Annotated in this window: 16 protein-coding genes; 6 read left to right on the top strand and 10 right to left on the bottom strand. The window is 40.7% G+C overall.

Annotated elements, in window-relative coordinates; genetic code table 11:
• Positions 1–254: 254 nt before the first annotated feature.
• On the bottom strand, positions 255–761 hold the full coding sequence (locus BUF13_RS08745; protein WP_073571390.1) for a regulatory protein RecX: 507 nt from the start codon (positions 759–761) through the stop codon (positions 255–257).
• A 65-nt stretch (positions 762–826) separates the two neighbouring features.
• Between BUF13_RS08745 and tpiA the strand changes: the two genes are divergently transcribed.
• From tpiA to BUF13_RS08715, 5 genes are all read left to right on the top strand, one after another.
• Complete coding sequence (gene tpiA / locus BUF13_RS08740) at positions 827–1,588, top strand: triose-phosphate isomerase (protein ID WP_073571389.1); 762 nt, start codon at positions 827–829, stop codon at positions 1,586–1,588.
• Between the two features lie 4 nt (positions 1,589–1,592).
• Positions 1,593–2,420, top strand: coding sequence for a 50S ribosomal protein L11 methyltransferase (gene prmA / locus BUF13_RS08735; protein WP_073571388.1), 828 nt, complete (start codon positions 1,593–1,595; stop codon positions 2,418–2,420).
• 286 nt (positions 2,421–2,706) lie between these two features.
• Entirely contained in the window at positions 2,707–4,431 is a 1,725-nt protein-coding gene (gene recJ, locus BUF13_RS08725; protein ID WP_073571386.1) for a single-stranded-DNA-specific exonuclease RecJ, read from the top strand.
• Positions 4,432–4,433: 2 nt separating this feature from the next.
• The gene (lptB, locus tag BUF13_RS08720; RefSeq protein WP_073571385.1) at positions 4,434–5,171 is read left to right on the top strand and encodes an LPS export ABC transporter ATP-binding protein; all 738 of its coding nucleotides are present in this window, start codon (positions 4,434–4,436) and stop codon (positions 5,169–5,171) included.
• A gap of 2 nt (positions 5,172–5,173) precedes the next feature.
• Positions 5,174–6,706, top strand: a complete 1,533-nt coding sequence (locus BUF13_RS08715; RefSeq protein WP_073571384.1) for a GH3 auxin-responsive promoter family protein — start codon at positions 5,174–5,176, stop codon at positions 6,704–6,706.
• Here the strand turns inward: BUF13_RS08715 and BUF13_RS08710 are convergent.
• Together BUF13_RS08710 and BUF13_RS08705 are read right to left on the bottom strand one after the other, a co-directional pair.
• On the bottom strand, positions 6,703–8,211 hold the full coding sequence (locus BUF13_RS08710; protein WP_073571726.1) for a S10 family peptidase: 1,509 nt from the start codon (positions 8,209–8,211) through the stop codon (positions 6,703–6,705). The genes BUF13_RS08715 and BUF13_RS08710 overlap by 4 nt on opposite strands.
• Before the next feature lie 16 nt (positions 8,212–8,227).
• Complete coding sequence (locus BUF13_RS08705) at positions 8,228–8,566, bottom strand: tRNA-binding protein (protein WP_073571383.1); 339 nt, start codon at positions 8,564–8,566, stop codon at positions 8,228–8,230.
• A 73-nt stretch (positions 8,567–8,639) separates the two neighbouring features.
• Here BUF13_RS08705 and BUF13_RS08700 point away from each other — a divergent pair, with 73 nt between their 5' ends.
• Positions 8,640–8,996, top strand: coding sequence for a hypothetical protein (locus BUF13_RS08700; protein ID WP_073571382.1), 357 nt, complete (start codon positions 8,640–8,642; stop codon positions 8,994–8,996).
• Positions 8,997–9,041: 45 nt separating this feature from the next.
• Here BUF13_RS08700 and BUF13_RS08695 read toward each other — a convergent pair whose 3' ends face one another.
• The 7 genes from BUF13_RS08695 to BUF13_RS08665 form a co-directional block, all read right to left on the bottom strand.
• A complete protein-coding gene (locus tag BUF13_RS08695) occupies positions 9,042–9,776 on the bottom strand; it encodes a 1-(5-phosphoribosyl)-5-[(5-phosphoribosylamino)methylideneamino]imidazole-4-carboxamide isomerase (RefSeq protein ID WP_073571381.1) in 735 nt (244 codons plus the stop codon).
• A gap of 149 nt (positions 9,777–9,925) precedes the next feature.
• Positions 9,926–10,957, bottom strand: a complete 1,032-nt coding sequence (locus BUF13_RS08690) for a YCF48-related protein (protein WP_073571380.1) — start codon at positions 10,955–10,957, stop codon at positions 9,926–9,928.
• 9 nt (positions 10,958–10,966) lie between these two features.
• Positions 10,967–11,878, bottom strand: a complete 912-nt coding sequence (locus BUF13_RS08685) for a hydroxypyruvate isomerase family protein (protein WP_073571379.1) — start codon at positions 11,876–11,878, stop codon at positions 10,967–10,969.
• Positions 11,879–11,881: 3 nt separating this feature from the next.
• The gene (locus BUF13_RS08680; protein WP_073571378.1) at positions 11,882–13,195 is read right to left on the bottom strand and encodes a Gfo/Idh/MocA family oxidoreductase; all 1,314 of its coding nucleotides are present in this window, start codon (positions 13,193–13,195) and stop codon (positions 11,882–11,884) included.
• Positions 13,196–13,214: 19 nt separating this feature from the next.
• Positions 13,215–14,168, bottom strand: a complete 954-nt coding sequence (locus BUF13_RS08675; protein WP_073571377.1) for a formylglycine-generating enzyme family protein — start codon at positions 14,166–14,168, stop codon at positions 13,215–13,217.
• A 20-nt stretch (positions 14,169–14,188) separates the two neighbouring features.
• On the bottom strand, positions 14,189–17,503 hold the full coding sequence (locus BUF13_RS08670) for a VCBS repeat-containing protein (protein ID WP_073571376.1): 3,315 nt from the start codon (positions 17,501–17,503) through the stop codon (positions 14,189–14,191).
• A 54-nt stretch (positions 17,504–17,557) separates the two neighbouring features.
• Entirely contained in the window at positions 17,558–19,411 is a 1,854-nt protein-coding gene (locus BUF13_RS08665) for a RagB/SusD family nutrient uptake outer membrane protein (RefSeq protein WP_073571375.1), read from the bottom strand.
• Positions 19,412–19,418 lie beyond the last annotated feature (7 nt).

Below are 19,418 nucleotides of genomic sequence, written 5' to 3'. Positions count from 1 at the left end.
CATTATTCAAAATTCATCATTCGGCGTTCGATATTTCTGAGATAAGAGATTTAGAGAATAGAGATTGGAGATTGTCCATGGTCGATAGAAGCTGGTTTCCCTTTATTCATTATTCGAAATTCATCATTCGATGTTCGAGATTAGGAGATTGAGAGAACAGAGATTTTGAGATATAGGACTAAAAATCCACTCTGCTGCTCGTTCCCGATAATTATCGGGATCGTATTTCTCATTTAGTGAACTATGAATACTGATCACTGAGACTGAATACTATCTATCGCTTCCTGTATCAAATCCTGCTCAAATCCCTTTTGCATCAAATAGCCAACTACTTTAAATCGCTTTTTGTACAGATCTGAGTCATGGGTTTTTTCCCATTTTTTCTCTGTTTCAGAAAGTAGTGTGTCATAATATTCTTCAGGGTCAATTTCTGATAATCCTTTTCGGATCAAATTTTCAGGAATCTGGCGCATTTTCAGCTCCATTTTGATGCGATTTCTGCCCCATTTTTTCAGTCGAAATTTTCCCCTTGCAAAAGATCTTGCATAGCGCTCTTCATCAAGAAATTTTTCATCCACAAGAAAGTCAATGAGTTCCTCCACAATGTCACCTGAAATACCCTTTTCAAAAAGCTTTCTCCTCACTTCCCAAGAGCATCTTTCTTGATAGGCACAATAGGTAGATAGCTTCTCTTTGGCCTCTTCATGGGACCAAGACTTTTTTATGGACGGTGAGGGGTTATTTTTTCGCCAACCGGACATTTTCCTTACTTTTATTCGATTTTACCTATTTGATAGACTCAAACCTAATAAATTTTACTACCACTATGCGAAAGAAGATCATTGCCGGAAACTGGAAAATGAACTTGACCCTAGATGAGGGACAAAAATTGACATCAGAAATCGTCAACATGTACAAGGATGAGAAGATCTCCGATGTTGTTGTTGTTTTGAATCCTCCATTTCCACATATTTTTCCTGTTAAAAAACTAATCGGTGATACTCCAGGTATTTCTGTTGGAGCACAAAATTGCTCTGATAAAGATTCAGGAGCTTATACTGGTGAGGTATCAGCTAAAATCATTGCTTCATTTGAAGCGGAATATGTAATCATTGGTCACTCTGAGAGAAGAGAATATTTCAAGGAAGACAATGAGCTTTTGAGTGTAAAAGTGAAAAAAGCTTTAGAAAGTGGATTGACTCCAATTTTCTGCTGCGGTGAGTCTTTGGAGATCAGAGAAGCTGGAACTCATGAGCCGAATGTGAAATTCCAATTGACTGACTCTCTATTTGATTTGAGTGCAGAAGATATCCAAAAAGTTGTGATTGCTTACGAACCAATCTGGGCTATCGGAACTGGTAAAACTGCTACTGCTGATCAAGCTCAAGAAATGCATTTTGCTTTGAGAAGACATTTGGGTGCAAAATATGGTAAAGATGTGGCTGCTGAAATTTCTATCCTTTATGGAGGAAGCATGAAGCCTGACAATGCTGTTGAATTGCTGTCCAAACCAGATGTTGACGGAGGTTTGATCGGAGGAGCTTCTTTGAAATCAAGAGACTTTATCGATATCGTTAAATCATACTAATAACATGGATTACCTGGAGTTTAAAATCAAGTGCCTGGAGGAATTCCGGGAAATCCTGATTGCTGAACTTTCTGAAATTGGCTTTGATTCCTTCCTCGAGACTGAGGAGGGAATTGAAGTTTATGCCCCTTCTGATTCTTTTGAAAGAGCGGTATTTGAGGAAGTCATCAATACCTATAAAGCACCTGCTCAAATCACCATCACTGAGGGCCAAGTTGCCAAAGTAAATTGGAATGAAGAGTGGGAAAAAAATTACGACCCAATTGCTGTAGATGACCTAGTCTACGTGAGAGCATCTTTTCACCCAGCTCAAGAGGGTTTCAAGCATGAAATTGTCATTAATCCCAAAATGTCATTTGGGACAGGGCATCATGCTACTACCTTTCAGATGCTTCGACTGCAAGGGGAAATCGATCATCAAGGAAAAAGAGTATTGGATGTAGGTTCCGGCACTGGAATCTTGGCCATTATGGCTCATTTGCTGGGAGCAAACAAGGTAGAGGCTTTCGACATTGATGATTGGTGTGTGGAGAATGGAAATGAAAACTTTGCACTTAATAATCTTTCCATTCAAATGGGCTTGGGAACCATTCGGGAGGTGAAGCCCGAAGGAACATATGACATTGTTTTGGCTAATATCAATAAGAATGTTCTCCTAGACGAGCTGGAAGTGTATGCTTCTCTGGTCAAGTCAGGAGGAAATTTACTTTTGAGCGGATTTTACACAGGAGATATCGCTGATCTTATGGAAGTGGCAGAACCATTGGGTTTTGAGCTTGTAAAAACCTCCGAAAAGAACCAATGGGCAGCTTTAGTTCTTAAAAAAGCTTAAGATGCAGGAGTTGGTTATTTATGCAATTGTCTTTGCCCTTTTGATTGGGCATTGCCTCTTGGCGGGCAAAATGTATCGAGTTGTTCATGAAGATAATTCGCTGAGCATCAAGGAGAAAAATGACTGGAAGCTCAAGGCCTTGATTTTTCCCGGCTATTTCTGGTTTCAGTATCGGAAAACAAAGAGCTAGAATCTCTGAAACTTTTTCCCGGATTCTAAGCTTGATTCTCTATTGCCCTCTGATTTTGGGCGGAATCTATCCCAAATACTTTCGTAATTTAGCCAAATGGAGTACGTCTGGAAGCAAAAACCCAAAGCCTCACAATCTGCTGTTGAAAAACTTGGCAAAGAGATCAATGTGAATCCGACTTTGGCGAATATGTTGATCAATAGAGGAGTGGAGAGTTTTGACCAGGCAAAGGACTATTTCCGTCCTAATCTAAGCCAGTTGCATGACCCATTTCTGATGCAGGATATGCAAGCCGCGGTGGAACGAATTGAATTGGCGATCGACCGAGAGGAAAAAATTCTGGTTTATGGGGATTATGATGTGGATGGGACCACGGCGGTAGCTTTGGTTTATAGTTTTTTAAAAGGCATTTATCCCAAAGTTGATTTTTATATCCCAGATCGATACAAAGAGGGCTATGGTATTTCCGAACGAGGTGTAAGACATGCTGCCGAAAATGATTTTGGCTTAGTCATCGCCTTGGACTGCGGAATAAAAGCAATTGATAAGGTCAATTTAGCGAAGGAGCTGGGTGTCGATTTTATCATTTGCGATCACCATACTCCAGGAGATGAACTGCCTCAAGCGATTGCAGTTTTGGATGCCAAAAGACAAGATTGCGTCTATCCCTATAAAGAACTGAGCGGTTGTGGTGTTGGATTTAAGCTGATTCAGGCTTTCGCCAAAAAGAAAGGGATGGAAGAATCCGGGCTTTATGCTTATCTGGACCTTTTGGTGGTAAGTATTGCAGCGGATATCGTTCCAATTACCGGTGAAAACAGAATTTTGGCATTTTATGGCCTAGACCGGATTAATAATACGCCAAGGGCTGGTTTGAAAGCATTGATTTTGAGAAGTAAAATCGAGAAAGAAATTGGAATCTCAGATATCGTTTTCAAGATCGGGCCTAGAATCAATGCCTCTGGAAGATTGGAGCATGCAAAAGCATCTGTAGAATTGTTGATTTCTACCGATTTGGAAGAAGCCATTGAGCGAGCGAAGTTGGTGGATGAGGTGAATGCCACCCGTAGAAACTTTGATGAGAATATCACCAAGGAAGCTTTTGAGATGATAGCTGCCCGTGAAGAGGATGCTGAATGGAATTCCACTGTACTTTTCAAAGAGGATTGGCATAAAGGCGTGATCGGAATAGTTGCGAGTCGATGCATCGAAAAATACTATCGTCCAACTATCATTTTGACGGAATCCAATGCCAAAGCTACGGGAAGTGCCCGTTCGGTTGTGGATTTTGATATTTACGAAGCGATAGCTGAATGCTCAGAATTGCTGGATCAATTTGGAGGGCATAAATATGCCGCAGGCTTGACTTTGTCTGTGGATAAAGTGCCAGCTTTTCAGGAAAAGTTTGAGCAGGTTGTCAAAAGAAGAATCGAGGAGATCCATCGCAAGCCAGTCATTGAGGTAGATGATGAATTGCTTTTGGATCAGATCAATTATAAATTCCATAACATTCTCCGTCAGATGGCTCCATTTGGACCAGGAAATCCAGAGCCAATTTTCCGCATTTCCAATGTATACGCTGAGGATGTGGTGGTGCTGAAAGACAAACATCTTCGTTTCAAGATCGTGCAAGACGGTCAAGTGACGACTCCGGTTTGTTTGGGTTTTGGTATGGCAGATAGAGCCAAAGATCCTGATTTGACCACAGTCGATATGCTTCGCAGCAGAATGCGATTTGACATTGTGGGAGAAATGAGAGAGAATTTTTTCAGAGATAAGAGTAGCTTGCAACTCTATGTGAAAGACATCAAATTTGATTAAAGATGAAACTTCGGGCAGAACATTTGGTCAAAATCTACAAAGGAAGACGTGTCGTCAATGACATTTCCGTGGAAGTCGAGCAAGGTGAAATTGTTGGACTTTTGGGTCCCAATGGAGCTGGAAAGACTACTTCCTTTTATATGATTGTAGGATTGATCCAGCCCAATGAAGGGAACATATTTTTGGAAAATGAAAATATCACCAGCCTTCCTATGTACAAGCGTGCCCAGGAAGGGATTGGTTATTTGGCTCAAGAGGCTTCTGTTTTTAGAAAATTGACCGTTGAGGAGAATATCATGGCAGTATTGGAAATGACCAAAATGCCAAAGCAACAACAGAAGGAAAAAGTTGAAAGCCTTTTGGAAGAGTTTAGCTTGACCCACGTTCGCAAAAACTTGGGAATGGTGCTTTCAGGAGGTGAAAGAAGAAGAACAGAGATTGCCCGAGCCTTAGCGGTAGACCCAAAATTTGTATTGTTGGATGAACCTTTTGCGGGAGTAGACCCTATTGCCGTAGAGGAGATTCAAACAATCGTAGCCAAACTGAAAACCAAGAACATCGGAATCCTGATTACAGATCACAATGTGAATGAAACATTGTCGATCACTGATCGTGCCTATTTGATGTTTGAAGGAAAGCTTCTGAAAGCAGGAACTGCAGAAGAGTTAGCGGCAGATGAACAAGTGAGAAAGGTTTACTTGGGAAGTCAGTTTGAGCTAAAACGTAAAATTTTTAATTAGAAATGGAAGTGCTTAACAGCTTCATGACCTGGATTTTTAAAAACAGGCTAGGTCAGATAGATAATTTTAAAAGGAACCCAGTTCAGGTTCAAGAAGAGATTTTTTGGGAATTGATAGAGGCTGGAAGAAAGACTGCTTTTGGAAAAGAGTTTGGTTTTTCATTTATCAAAAGCTATCAGGATTTTGCTCGTCAAGTGCCCATTTTGGATTATGATGGGATCAAGCCCTACATAGACCGGGTAATGAAAGGTGAGCAGTTTGTCCTTTGGAACACGGAGATAGAATGGTTTTCTAAGTCCTCTGGAACAACTTCTAGCAGGAGTAAATACATCCCAGTATCTGAGGAAAGCCTTGAAGAGTGTCATTACAAAGGAGGGAAAGATATGGTGTCTATCTACGTCAATAATTTCCCTGATTCCAGACTCTTTGCCGGTAAGAATCTTACCATTGGTGGGACGCTTGAAAAGAATCCGTTAAATCCAGAAGGAACGGCCAAGGCTGGAGATATTTCTGCAGTGATCATGCAGAACTTGCCGATCTGGGCGCAGATAGTAAGGACTCCGTCCCTAGAGACCGCTTTGATGAGCGAATGGGAGGCCAAAATAGAAAAAATGGCTCGGGAGACCATGGATGAAAATGTGGTCAGTATTGCGGGTGTGCCTACTTGGACAGTGGTCTTGATGAAGAGAATTCTTGAGATCAAAGGGGCCAACAATATCCTCGAGGTTTGGCCAAATTTAGAGGTCTTTTTTCATGGGGCTGTTGCCTTTGGTCCTTATAGATCCTTATTTAAAGAACTGATTCCTTCCGACAAGATGAGGTATATGGAGACCTACAATGCCTCTGAAGGATTCTTTGGAATTCAAGATCGTCCAGAATCTGACGAGTTGCTTTTACTTTTGGATTACGGAATTTTCTATGAATTCATTCCAATGGAAGAATGGGAGAAAGAGAACCCGACTGTGGTACCATTACAAGATGTAGAAGTTGGGAAAAACTATGCGATCTTGATTTCAACCAATGGAGGATTGTGGAGGTATAAAATCGGGGATACGATCAAATTCACATCTACATATCCTTATCGTTTCAGAATTTCTGGTAGAACCAAGCATTTCATCAATGCTTTTGGAGAGGAAGTTATTGTAGAAAATGCCGAGAAGGCCATTGAATATGCCGCTGATTGTACGGACGCAACGATTGTAAATTTCACAGCTGCGCCAGTTTACTTTGATCAAAGTGGTGCCAAAGGAGCTCATGAGTGGATTGTGGAGTTCAAAACCCATCCAAATGATGAAGAAAAGTTTAAAGAGCTTTTGGACAGCCAATTGAGATCAATCAATTCCGATTATGATGCAAAAAGACATAAGGGGCTAGCTTTGACCGAGCCGATAATCCACATTGCTCAGGCAGGACTTTTTGAAAGTTGGCTTAGGAAAAAAGGAAAACTAGGCGGACAGAATAAAGTGCCACGCCTAGCCAATAATCGTGAGTATTTGGATGAACTTTTACCTTTGTTAAAAGAGCAGGAGGTTTAATCCTTTTTCAATACATCTTCTAAAAACGATCTGATGTCTTGGGATAGAGCATCAAAATCTTCTTGGCGGTTGTACATCATGTGGCCTGCTTCGTAATACTTCATTTCTATTCTTTCCTGAGGGAAATCATGTCTTGCAAAGGTGTATTCTGCGTCAAAAAATGGTGTGATCAAATCATAGTAGCCATTTGCAACCATAACCTTCAAAGATGTATTTCTGTGCATCACTTCGCTGAGAGATCTGGCTGTGCTGACGTAGGTGGGTTCCCAATAGCGGCCATCTGGTACAGGTCTCCATCTCCAGGCACTTCCAATTTGTCCATTGGAAGAAAGGTAGGGGTCTTCCAAATCCACTGACAAATCATCCAATAAATATTGATTGAATGACGCGGTATAGGCTCCCTCGGTCATATAATCGCTCGGATCACCCAATACTGGACCTTCCGCCACTTGATCGGTCTCAACAGCCGCAAATCTTCCGTCTAGGGTTCCAATAGCCTTACCTTCATCTTTTAATAACTCTTTTTTGAATCGATGCATCAAAATGGAATTATCTGATTGGAGAATGTAGGTTTTATCCAATCCAGTGAAATAGGCTAATTTCTCAGCAATTGCATCTTTTTCTGATTCTGTTTGTAGTTCTCCTTTGAAGATGGAGGGTAAATACTCGTTATAGGCAAAATCTCTAGCTTCCTGAGCAAAGTCTTCAATGCTTTTTCCTTCTCCTGCTTTGCCATGATATCGAGCGGTCACCGCCATCGATGGTAGATAGGTGAAATTTGAAATCAAATTATCTTGCCAAGAGGAAGAACCCTGATAATCCAAGGCCTGAGAAATCAATATTATTCCATTCAGGGAAACACTTTGCCCGTCACCTTCCAAGACTTCCGCTAGTTTGGCTGCTCGAGTGGTTCCAAAGCTTTCGCCAGCTAGGAATTTTGGAGATTGCCATCTTTTGTTTTCTCTCAACCAGATTCGGATAAACTGGGCAATGGATTCTGCATCTTCATTCAAGCCCCAATAGTCTTCATTTTTTCCATTGCCAATAACTTTGCTAAAACCGGTTCCAATAGGATCGATGAAAACCAAATCTGAGATATCAAGTAAAGCCTCCGTATTATCCACCAATTGGTAAGGTGCGGCTCCATCGTCAGATTCTGCTTTAGAGTCCACTTTGACCACTTTGGGGCCAAAAAAGCCCATATGAAGCCAAATGGAAGCTGAACCTGGGCCTCCATTAAAAATAAAGGTGACAGGACGGTATTTAGGATCAACTCCATCTCTCAAATAAGAAGTGCTCCACATGGAAGCTGATTTTTCTCCTTTTGAGTTTTTGAGAAAAGTTTCTTTTACAATCGCTTTGTAATTGACTTTTTGTCCATGAAATGTTCCAGAATGTTGGGTCACAAAAGTTCTGGGGGAATCTGGAATTTCAACTGTATCCTGAGCTTGGGATTGGTAGATTATTCCAATCAGGCAAAAGAGGAAAATGAATTTTGATTTCATGTTTTGCATTTGGTTCTTAGTGAAGTTTTGCTCCATTTGGTACAGGTCTTTCCGAGCTTGTTAAGATAATAGCTCCATCCTCATCAGAAAATCCTGTTATCAAGATTTCAGACATAAAGTCAGCTATTTGTCTAGGCTTAAAATTAACCACACATACTACCTGACGGCCTATAAGTGTCTCAGGCGAATAGTGTACAGTAATTTGGGCGGAAGATTTCTTGATGCCTAATTCTGGGCCGAGGTCTACCCAAATTTTATAGGCGGGTTTTCTGGCTTTCTCAAAATTTTCTGCTCGTATTATCGTTCCAATTCGGATATCAATTTTGATGAAATCTTCGATACCAATCGTTTGCATAGAAGAAAAATTTGTTATTTTTAGAAACTGATTGCAAACCTAAAGCTTAATTGTTGCTAATCCTATTCTGAAAATGTTCAAATATTCATCATTTCCTTTTAAAAAAGCTGGCTTTCTATGTGGAGCTGTTCTGGGAATGTGCCTTTTTGCAGAAGATTCTTTTGCTCAAAATGAGCAAGAAAAAGCTGAGTCTGAAGCGAACAGAACCGTTGATAGACCTTTAGTTGAAGACCAACATGGTTTGGAACTAGTTATTCCTAAGGTAATTGCACCTTCAAATAAGTCCACTTCAAATCCATTGCCTATTCCTTCTACTCCAATTAGAAGAGAAGTGGTTTTGAATCCTGAGGGAAAAAAGGTTGAGCCTGTACCATCAACTTTATCTTTCAATATTTTCCTCTATGTCGTGGATAAACTCAAAGCAGACTAAACACTAATTAGCATAAAAATAAAAAGAGGCTTCAAGCCTCTTTTTTTATTGTTCTTTATTAAATGCCTCTAAGTCTTCGAGGCTTATTTTTCCTTCATAAAATGCCCTTCCAAAGACAGCTGCTTTGATACCCATATCTCGCATTTGCTTAAAATCATCAATCCCTCTTACTCCACCACTTGCAGCTAAATGGATTTCAGGAAATTTCTCAATGATCTTTTGAAATAACTCATAGTTTGGTCCTTCCATCACTCCGTCTCTGGTGACATCTGAGCATTTCAAATATTTGAGTCCTCTATCGTAGAAAAAGCCTATATGGTCAAATAGGTCAATTGAGGTTTTTTTTAACCATCCTCTGATTTTTATTTTGTAATCAACAGGATTGGTGTCGGCAGCAAGGTTTATTTTTTCTCTCCCGTAGGAAAGAATAAACTGGGTAAATCTCTCCGGATAGTTGGCAGCTGCAGAAGATATGGTGACAGTTTTTGCACCAAATTCAAAGCTTTTGATGACATCTCCATCAGTTGAAATTCCTCCTGTAAAGTCAATCTTCAGATCTGTATAACCAGCAATGGTTTCAAGAATATGATAGTTTTTGGGCTCTCCTCTTCTCGCTCCATCTAAGTCTACCAAGTGTAACCTTTTGATCCCAACGGATTCAAATTGCTGAGCTATTTCCAGTGGATTATTGGAAATCACCTCCTCTGTGGCAAAATCTCCTCGTTCTAAACGAACACATTTTCCGTTGATAAGCCAAATAGAAGGGATGATTTCAAACATTAGTATAGGTTTTTGGGATGAATAGGTTAAATTTTACCCTAAGATAATAGACAAGGGGTGGATCCTATGCTATCCAAATTCAATTCTTCACAATTTTTTAAACTAGTCGGACAAATAATCTCAGGAAAAGATCACTTTTTCGCTTGACTTTAGAAAGTCAATTTTGCGACTTTTCCTTTTCCACCAGATGCCCAAATTGTTCCTTCCGTCAAGCTAAGTTTAACCGCATGGAAATCTTCCTGAGAAAAGGAGCTCCAGGTCAAACCATAGTCATTTGAATAGTCAGAGCCGTTGGTGCCAACTGTAATTACCCAATTGAATCTTGGGAAATATTGTACTCCAGATCTATATCCCAATGGACCTGATTGATATTCTATCCATTGGTTGTCTGTAGTTCGAAAGATTCCGGCATTTTTTTGAGTTTCTTCAGGTGCCACATAATCTCCACCTACCAAGATTAATTCTCCATTTCTGGTGGATGTCAAAGCAAAAATTCCTTGGGAAGCTTTTCCTTGAATTAATGGGCTAGGATTTCTTGACCAGGTTTTCCCCTGATCTGTGGAAATGTGAAGTGAAGCTTCAGTTCCTCCGCTTCCTAGGTAAAGGTTTTCACCTTCGGCTAATAATGAAGAGGCACTAGCGGCAAACCCCGCTTCACCATTTGCTGCCTGTGGTAAAGAGTCAATAGGAGTCCATGACTCCCCTTGATCTAAGGTTTGAAGAATCATCCATTTTCCTTCAACTGGATCTCCGAAAACATAACCTCTATTTTCATCAGAAAAGGTAATTCCATCCAAAAAGGCTTCTTCCACTTCCTGATGTTTCAATTCCCAAGTTTCACCTCCATTTGTTGTTTTGTAGATGACAGCAGGTTGTCCAGCTGAAACGGCAACTGCGGTTTCAGCATCAAAGCCTTGAATGGATCGAAAATCAACAGAGTCTAAGCCACCAATAACTCCATGGCTCCAAGTGGCTCCACCATCAAGAGTTTTCATCCAGGTGCCTTCGCTGCCACTGACCCAAGCAATATCACCTGTGACAGGTGAGAGTCCACGGAATGAAGCTTCAGTTGGTGTTTCAAAAATCTGCCATCCAGTAGGAGCTTCTGGTTCTTGATTCTTTTTTTGACAGGAAAAAAGCGCTAACCCAAGGGAAAGCGCCATAATACTTCTTTTGATCATATTTCTAAATTAAGGAACGTCCACATCTCTGTAGGCTTGGATCAGGGCAAGTTCACCCTCTGTACCTGGATGGGCATTTCCATGCTCCATACCACAGATACCATCAAAGCCTTTGTCATGAATATACTTAAAGACATTAGCATAATTGATTTCTCCTGTTCCTGGTTCCTTTCTACCTGGATTATCTCCTATTTGAATGTAGGCTATCTCATCCCAGGTCTTTTCCATGGTGGCGATTAGGTTACCTTCATTTCGCTGCATATGATAGATATCGTACAAGATTTTGCATGCAGGGCTATCAACAGCCTTACAAATCATGAAAGACTGATCAGCGTGTCTCAAGAATAGGTCAGGATTGTCGCTCAATGGCTCCATCACCATCACCAAACCGTGTGGTTCAAAAATCTCAGATGCTCTTTTATAAGCTTCAATGATATTGGCTGTCTGCACTCCCATTGGAAGATTTCTTTCGAAATATCCAGGTACCACAGTCATCCACTTTGCATTGACACGCTTGGCAACTTCCACGGATTTTCTACATGTATCCAAGAAAGTGTCCATGAACTCTTTTTTGCCACTGGTTAAAGAAACTTTCCAGTTGTCTCCGCCATCGATTACGAAAACACCCATTCTCATTCCGAGTTCTTCCATGGTTTTTGCAATCAGAGTTTGCTCTTCCACAGATCTTCCCAACATACCATTGTCTTCCAAAGAACGGAAGCCTTGATCTGCCATGAATTTCAATTGGTCCACAACTCCACCAGGAGCGGAGTTTCTGAACATTCCAAAGTGTGGAGCAAAGTCCATTTTGAAAGGAGCTGCTTTTTTCTCCTCAGCAAATGCAGGGATAGACATGGCACCAGTTACACCCATGATTGTGCTTCCTAGGCCTACTTTTTTGATAAATCCTCTTCTTTCCATGGCTTAGATTACTTTAGTTTTTCCAGGAACAGCATGTGGATAATAACCGTCTTCACCAGGCAATACTTTAGGCATAGCATCCCAAGCCAAAGTTTCTGGCATCAAATCCACTGTTCCGTTTAATGCTTCATCCCAAGTTAATGGCTTACCAGAATATGTCGCATATCTTCCCATGATAGCAGTCATTGTACTTTTTGCAGCGTTTTCAGCATCGGCATATTTGTAATCACCATTGAAAAGAGCTTCCCAAAGCAAATCGTGCTCTACCTGATAAGGGTTTGGCTGATTTTTTCTATCGTGATCGTAAAGGACATTTCCTTTCCAGTCTTTCAAAGTCCCGTAGTTTCCTGCACTTAGGTAAGCAGTTCCTTTGGTTCCTTGGAAGCTTTCATCTACTCTATTTTGAGCACCTGGGAAGTGTCTACACTCAGAGTGAATCACAGAGCCATCTGCATAAGTGTAAGTCAAAACATGGTGGTCAAAGATTTCACCGTTCTCTTTGCCAGTTCTTACCAATCTACCACCAGTACCTTCTGCTTTTACCGGATAGCCTTTTTTCACCCAGTTGGCGATATCGATGTTGTGGACGTGCTGCTCATTGATATGGTCCCCACATAGCCAGTTGAAGTAATACCAGTTTCTCATTTGGTATTCCATTTCAGTTTGGCCAGGCTGTCTTTCTCTTACCCAAACACCACCGTCATTCCAATACACTTGACCATTGATGATGTCTCCGATTTCACCATCGTGAATTCTCTTGATGGTTTCGACGTAATTTGCTTGATAATGTCTCTGAAGACCTACCACTACGTTTAATTTTTTAGCTTTTGCTTCTTCAGCAGCTTTCAAGACCTTACGGATACCAGCGGCATCAACCGCAACCGGCTTTTCCATGAAAACTTGCTTTCCTTGCTTGACAGCTTCCTCAAAATGCATTGGACGGAAGCCTGGAGGTGTTGCCAAGATTACAACATCAGCTTCAGCGATTGCATGCTTGTAAGCGTCAAATCCTACAAATTTTTTGTCTTCAGAGACAGTGATGACATCTTTGCCATACTTTTCGATCAATGGCTTGTAGGCGCCATCCAAGCGATCTCTAAAGGCATCAGCCATAGCTACCAATTTGATGTTGTGGCCAGTATTTAGAGCTTGAAATGCAGCTCCGGTTCCACGACCACCACACCCGATCAAAGCAAGTTTAAGCTCAGTAACAGGTGCTGCATATGCACCAGGAAGAACAAACGAGGAGGCAAGCAAACCGCCTGTTGCCAGGGCGGAAGTCTTGATAAAATCTCTTCTTGAGTTTTCTAATTTCATAATATGGTTGTTTTTAGGTTTAATAATCAGTGATAGGGGCAGCAGTATAATAAGCTTTGATTTCTTCCTCACTTGGAGGATTCAAAGGTCTTACTAGTCGCATGCCTAAAAATGGCGCTTCAGGGAACCACCATTGACTTTTTGGAATCTGCGGATCGATTCGCTTCCAATCTGAGCTGGAAACATATCGTTTCGAAGAAGTAATTTCTGCAGCTGGAGTATCATAGCTTCCACCTCTTACCACTCTCGGATACAATTCACTGGATGGATTCAATGGATTTTCTTCTGGTGAACTCGCATAAAACTCAGGATCATATTGATCTGCTGTCCATTCAAGTACATTTCCATAAATGTCATATAATCCCCAAGGGTTTGGCTTTTTGGTGCCTACGGTATGGGTTAATTCTTCTGAGTTTTCTTTGGTCCAGGCATATTCTCCCATTTGAGAAGAATCAGTTCCGAAGAAATAGGGAGTGTCAGTTCCGGCTTTCGCAGCATATTCCCACTCAGCTTCTGTCGGAAGTCTATAGAAGATGCCAGTTTTCAAATAAAGCCAGTGGCAATATTGGACGGCTCCGTATTGAGTCATTCCGATGGCAGGTTTGCCTTCTTTGCCCATTCCAAAAGTCATATCCAAATAAGGAATACTAGGTCTGGTCAAACCATCAACAATGTCTCCGATTGGCCCTTCTGAAATAGCTAGTTCGTAGTTTTTATCCAAAAACATTTCAAATGCATCCCAGGTCACTTCGTGGGTTCCCATCCAAAAAGGATCAATTTTGACCGAATGGCTTGGCTTTTCATCTGAATCACCGTTTTCTGACCCCATTGTAAATGTACCTCCAGGAATCGGAGTCATATCAAAAGTGACTTGAGATCCTGGGATTTTCTGTGAATAAGGCTCAAAAACTCCCTCCCCTTGGGTTGGCCCAAATAGCCAAAGGGAACAAATAAGGGTAAACTTTTTAATCATTGGATTATACTGAAAATTGATTATTGATAGATGTAGACTCCTTTTCCTTTCACAAGGAATAAGAGTTGTTCATTGAGTTTTAAGGTTTGTCTAATATCACCGCTGATTAGAATTCCAGATTCTTGATAGGAAAGGTCTATAAAATCTCCTTTTCCATTACCTAAAAGTACCAGGCCTTTTCCAGCATCATACTTACCAAGACTGAGCTTTCCAAAACCTAAGTTTCCTCCCAAAATCATATCAAGATTTCCATCCTTATTGATGTCTACAGCCAATGAACTATATACTGGAAAAAACTGGGCTTGCATAGGAAGATTTTTTTTGCGGTAAATACCTGATGCGTCCTGCGCTAAATAAACAGTTTCCAGCTCATTAATCTGAATGGTGGTTGCTCCTGCTCTTTCTTCTGGTGTAAAAAGTTTATCAAAAGGAGTCTGTGAATAGATTTTAAAATCCAGATATTTTTTCTTTTGAATCGGGATTTGGGCAATTAATTCGTTTCGGCTGGCGAGGGGATATTTTTGCTCTCCAATGTAATAGCCAAAGATTGGATCGATTGTTCCATTATTGTCAATGTCCTTGTAAAGCAACTCCATTGGTCGCTCAAAGCTAGCTTTCAATTGGGTGTTCAATCCCAAGTTGCCTACCAAAAGCTCCATTTTACCGTCGCCGTCCCAATCGCTGGCTTCTACTTGATTCCAGAGCCCTACCATGGGTCTTTCGAAATAAGTTGAGGAAACGTTTTTCCAAGATCTAGACTCAAATGAAAGGACGGTGATTGGGGTGCTTTCCCCGACTACAACAACTTCAGATTTTTCACTTCCAGATAGATCAGCAGAAATGATATCTGTGATCATTCCCAGATCTTCCATCCAAGACTGATTTGTAGAACTTATGGAGAAGTTTCCGTCTCCATCATTCTCCCAAACTTGAATTCCTTTTGAGCTAGGGTATTGGTCAGGAACTTGTCTAAAACCGATGATGATATCCTGATCACCGTCTTGGTCAAAATCCAAATTAATGACTGAGGAAGCCGGTTGGCTAAAGCTTGGGAATGCATTTGACTTCTCTTGAAGATTGCCTGAGCCATTATTCAGATATAAGTGTGCAGTCCAAGCCTTTGAGTCAGCATAAAAATCATACAAGCCTCCTGTCACAACAAGCAAATCAGAATTGCCATCGCCATTTGCGTCAAAACTTATTGCATCTGTGTCTGCTTGATTGGCAAAGGATGTAAATGCAGATGATTTTCCACCTGAAAAGCTTCCATTACCTGATTGGAGATAAACAGATCCTGATGCTCCTGCCTCACCTCCAACAAACAAGTCCATTTTTCCATCTTGATTGAAATCAGCCGAAACCATCGCTTTTCCTTGGTTTGAAACAGGGTGAAGCATTAAAGGTTGACGTTTGTAGTCGTTGCTAGCTTTTGCTTGTGGTAAATTGATGATTGTTTTTTGAGAAAGAAGGGATTTGATAGAATTAGCCTTTGGATTCAAATTCTCACCTGTTTCAGGGCTAATTTCCAATGTTTGATTTATAGATATATCCCTGATTACTTTTTTAGGACCTCCTGGCCAAGAAACCTCAATTGAGTCCACTTTTTGAATGCTTCCAAGTCCGATCAAAAGTGTTGGGCTGACTGAGGATTGATATCCTCTAAAAGGGTTTTGCTCTAAATACTGGACAGTTCCATTAGCAAAAACCTTGATTTGCGTTCCGATAGCAAATAGATTTTTCTTTTCGCCTTTAAGCTTCAGCTTAAGAAAATTTGCTTCTGATTTTTCATTGCTTTTATTCTCGTATACTCCTGCTGGTGCATTTACATTGTTGATGACTAAATCTAAATCGCCATCTAAATCCAAATCAGCATAGGCAGCTCCATGGCTATTGGATGCCTGATCAAATCCCCAGTTTTTCACTTCATTTTCAAACTGAAGATTGCCTAGGTTTTTGTAGACATAATTATTCAATTCTGTAGACGGCATGGACTTCACCAAATTCAAAAGATCTTCTCTTTTGAGTTTTCCACCAGAAGTTCTCACATAGTTATCCATGTAATTGAGGAAATCCTGATTGTTGTAATCTCTCATGTATCCATTGGTAATGAAAAGGTCCTTTAGCCCATCATTGTCTAGATCTGCAAAAAGCGCTGACCAGCTCCAATCTGTATTCGAAATGCCTGAGAACTGGCCGACTTCTGAAAAGGTGCCCGTTCCGTCGTTGACATGCAGCATATTTCTCATGTATTGATGATGCCATCCTCTATCTACATTGAGTTGGAACATTTCAAAATTGTCGGGAGCAAGCAAAAGCTTTTGTCTTTCATTGTCCTCTGGAAGCATGTCCAAGGTGAAAATATCCACCAAGCCGTCATTGTTTACATCGACCAGATCATTTCCCATTGAGAAATTGGAAATGTGTCCCAGCCTTTCGGAAAGTTCATCTTTGAAGGTCCCGTTTTTCTGATTGATGTAAAGGAAATCAGGGATAGAGTAATCATTTCCAATGTAAATGTCTGGCCATCCATCCTGATTGATATCTGCAGTAGAAATTCCTAAGCCATAAGAAAACATGGAACTTGAAATGCCGGCTTTGTCAGTGACTTCTACGAATTTTCCATTTCGATTTTCGAAAAGCTGAGATCCTGCTTCATGTCTCTCAGTCATCAGTTTTTGCGTTACTGAGACATTTTGATTTTGGATGGACTTGGTATTGTGATTGAGTAAAAACAGATCCAAATCCCCATCAAGATCATAGTCAAAAAAACTTGCTGAGGTACTAGGAGCATTTGAATCCAATCCGAATTCAGCTCCTTTTTCCTCAAAAGTTGGGAAGCCTTGTTCGTTGTTTCCCTTATTGATGAATAGTAGGTTGTTTCTTTTTTCTGGAGGTAAAGCGCCAGATCTACAAAGGTAGATGTCTAGTAATCCATCGCCATTGACATCGGCCATAACGGTTCCGGTATTCCAGGGACCAGGGATTCCAGCTACCTGAGCTTGATCGGTAATATCTTTGAATTTAAGATTCCCTTCGTTGAGATATAATTTGTTTCCGCTGACGTTTGCAGAGAAATAAATATCCTCTAAACCATCATTGTTGACATCTCCGATAGCGACACCGCCACCATTATAGAGATATTCATACATCAGTACATTGAGGTTAAGGGATTCTTGAAGTTTATTTTGAAAAGTAATTCCAGAAACTTGAGGATCAATCTTAAGAAATAAGAGGTCATTGACTTCCTGCTTTATTTCTTCTGGTTCCTGTGTGGGACTACAGGAAAAAAAAAATGATAGGGTTATTGGGGTAATTAGTGTTAATATTCTTCTCATGGCAATATTAAAATCCAGGCTGCCCAATTTGGACAGCCTGGAAATTTAAGAAACTTAATCGAATCCAGGGTTCTGGATCAAGTTTGAGTTTCGGTTTATCTCATCTCTGTGAATCGGAATGAAATACATTTTATCCAACCAAGTACGGTTTTCTTTTCCTGGGTCAATAGGGAAAACAGAATAATCGTAATCGTAAACCTCAGGATCGTGTCTGTAGATAGAAACGCTTGCACCAGGTTTCAAGGTACCGGTGATGCTGATGATGTTAGCTTTTCTGCCTAAAGTTTCGGCAGCAATCATCCAACGTCTTGCATCATGGTATCTTTGCTCTTCGTAAGCCATTTCCACACGTCTTTCATTTCGATAGGCCTCAACTAAATCTTCACCTGTTGCAGTGATCGCCGGAAGCGCTACACGGTATCTGATTTGGTTCAACCAGTTTCTAGCTTCATCTTCTTGTCCTAATTCGATTGAAGCTTCCACATAGTTCAATACAGCCTCTGTATATCTCAATACTGGCCAAGGAACTTCCTGCCAAGTATTTTGATCAACAATAGCTGGATCTGGATCGATGAATTTTCTCATGTAGTAGCCAGTGTAGCTACCATTCCAGTCCTCAATTGAAGAGTTTCTGGTATCCAATCCAAAGTGAGTTTGAACTGTTCCTCCAGGGTTGACTTCATAAGTACCAGTTTGGATTTGACCAAGTGGATCTTTTGCTTGGTTAGCAGTAGATCTTGGCTTCCATTGAGCACCTTCGTACAAGAAAGAAGCATAGAATCTAGCCTCTCTGTTTTCGTAAGGAGCTGCAGCATGCTCAGGATTGTCCCAATCGAAATCAGAACCATCCATCATTTGATAGTCATCAACAAGCAATTGAACCGGAGTATTACCTGCCCAGTTGTTGTATCCGTTTGGACCATTGAACAAGCCTTGACGTCCACCATTTTCTCTTTTTGCACTGATGAAGTATCTACCTAAGATCAAATCAGCTTCACCACCATTTCTGGATAGGGAAGTGTTGATATAGTTTTGGATACCTTCTTCTTGAGAAACTGGAGCAGAAAGTCCGTAATTAGCACCAGATGCTTTGTCCAAAACTGCTTTGGCAGCAGCTTGAGCTTTTTGCCATCTTTCAGTTTGACTTCCGCTTGTGTATGCTACTAACTCAATGTTTGAAAATCCTGCCAAAACAGAAGAGTTACCTTGAGCGGTAGGAGCATCATGAAGATCACTCGCTGCATACAAAAGAACTCTTGATTTCAAGGCTAAAGCAGCTAATTCTGTTGCTCTACCTGAAGCCATGGATTTGCCAGCCAAAAGGCTTGCTGCATCATCCAAATCTGCTACGATGAAATCAATTGTTTCTTCCCAGGTATTACGAGGAGCTTCATAAGTTTCTTCACCCAAATCATATGGTCTGTCTACCAAAGGCACACCACCATAATATCTAGCTAATTGCTGATAGTAATATGCTCTCATAAACTTAGCCTCACCCAACAATCTATCAACAGTTGCCTGATCATCGATTTCGGTTTCGCTTAAGTTTGAAATAGCAATATTGGCTCTACGGATGTAGGAATACATATTACCCCAAGAAATTGTGTTGTTTACCCATCCGATATCAGCTGGATTAGATCTAGCTTCAGTGATCGTAGTAATACCTCTGCCTGGGTGAGTGAAAATTGATTCATCAGTCAATGAAGCAAGCATTTGCTCATCAAATCCACCGTTACCAAATCCTTGATAAATACCTGTAACAAATGCCTCAGCCAATGCAGGATCGGTCCATACAGCAGATTCAGATATTTCACCCAAAGGATCAACGTTCAAGAAATCGTTATTACAGCTTGCCATAACTAATCCAATGGACAATGCTGCAACTATATTTTTTAGGTTATTTTTCATGTTATCA

The sequence above is a fragment of the Algoriphagus zhangzhouensis genome, from assembly GCF_900148515.1.
In the GTDB taxonomy this organism is placed as follows: Bacteria; Bacteroidota; Bacteroidia; order Cytophagales; family Cyclobacteriaceae; genus Algoriphagus; species Algoriphagus zhangzhouensis.
Note: the sequence above shows the minus strand (reverse complement) of the source record. Positions and strands in the feature narration are given on the sequence as shown.

Bases quoted from the DNA above. Each gene is read 5' to 3' on its own strand.
- lptB (WP_073571385.1), top strand. From the start codon at position 4,434: ATGAAACTTCGGGCAGAACATTTGGTCAAAATCTACAAAGGAAGACGT.
- BUF13_RS08745 (WP_073571390.1), bottom strand. From the start codon at position 761: ATGTCCGGTTGGCGAAAAAATAACCCCTCACCGTCCATAAAAAAGTCT.
- BUF13_RS08710 (WP_073571726.1), bottom strand. From the start codon at position 8,211: ATGAAATCAAAATTCATTTTCCTCTTTTGCCTGATTGGAATAATCTAC.
- recJ (WP_073571386.1), top strand. From the start codon at position 2,707: ATGGAGTACGTCTGGAAGCAAAAACCCAAAGCCTCACAATCTGCTGTT.
- BUF13_RS08690 (WP_073571380.1), bottom strand. From the start codon at position 10,957: ATGATCAAAAGAAGTATTATGGCGCTTTCCCTTGGGTTAGCGCTTTTT.
- BUF13_RS08670 (WP_073571376.1), bottom strand. From the start codon at position 17,503: ATGAGAAGAATATTAACACTAATTACCCCAATAACCCTATCATTTTTT.
- BUF13_RS08695 (WP_073571381.1), bottom strand. From the start codon at position 9,776: ATGTTTGAAATCATCCCTTCTATTTGGCTTATCAACGGAAAATGTGTT.
- BUF13_RS08675 (WP_073571377.1), bottom strand. From the start codon at position 14,168: ATGATTAAAAAGTTTACCCTTATTTGTTCCCTTTGGCTATTTGGGCCA.
- BUF13_RS08715 (WP_073571384.1), top strand. From the start codon at position 5,174: ATGGAAGTGCTTAACAGCTTCATGACCTGGATTTTTAAAAACAGGCTA.
- BUF13_RS08685 (WP_073571379.1), bottom strand. From the start codon at position 11,878: ATGGAAAGAAGAGGATTTATCAAAAAAGTAGGCCTAGGAAGCACAATC.
- prmA (WP_073571388.1), top strand. From the start codon at position 1,593: ATGGATTACCTGGAGTTTAAAATCAAGTGCCTGGAGGAATTCCGGGAA.
- BUF13_RS08665 (WP_073571375.1), bottom strand. From the start codon at position 19,411: ATGAAAAATAACCTAAAAAATATAGTTGCAGCATTGTCCATTGGATTA.
- BUF13_RS08680 (WP_073571378.1), bottom strand. From the start codon at position 13,195: ATGAAATTAGAAAACTCAAGAAGAGATTTTATCAAGACTTCCGCCCTG.
- BUF13_RS08700 (WP_073571382.1), top strand. From the start codon at position 8,640: ATGTTCAAATATTCATCATTTCCTTTTAAAAAAGCTGGCTTTCTATGT.
- BUF13_RS08705 (WP_073571383.1), bottom strand. From the start codon at position 8,566: ATGCAAACGATTGGTATCGAAGATTTCATCAAAATTGATATCCGAATT.
- tpiA (WP_073571389.1), top strand. From the start codon at position 827: ATGCGAAAGAAGATCATTGCCGGAAACTGGAAAATGAACTTGACCCTA.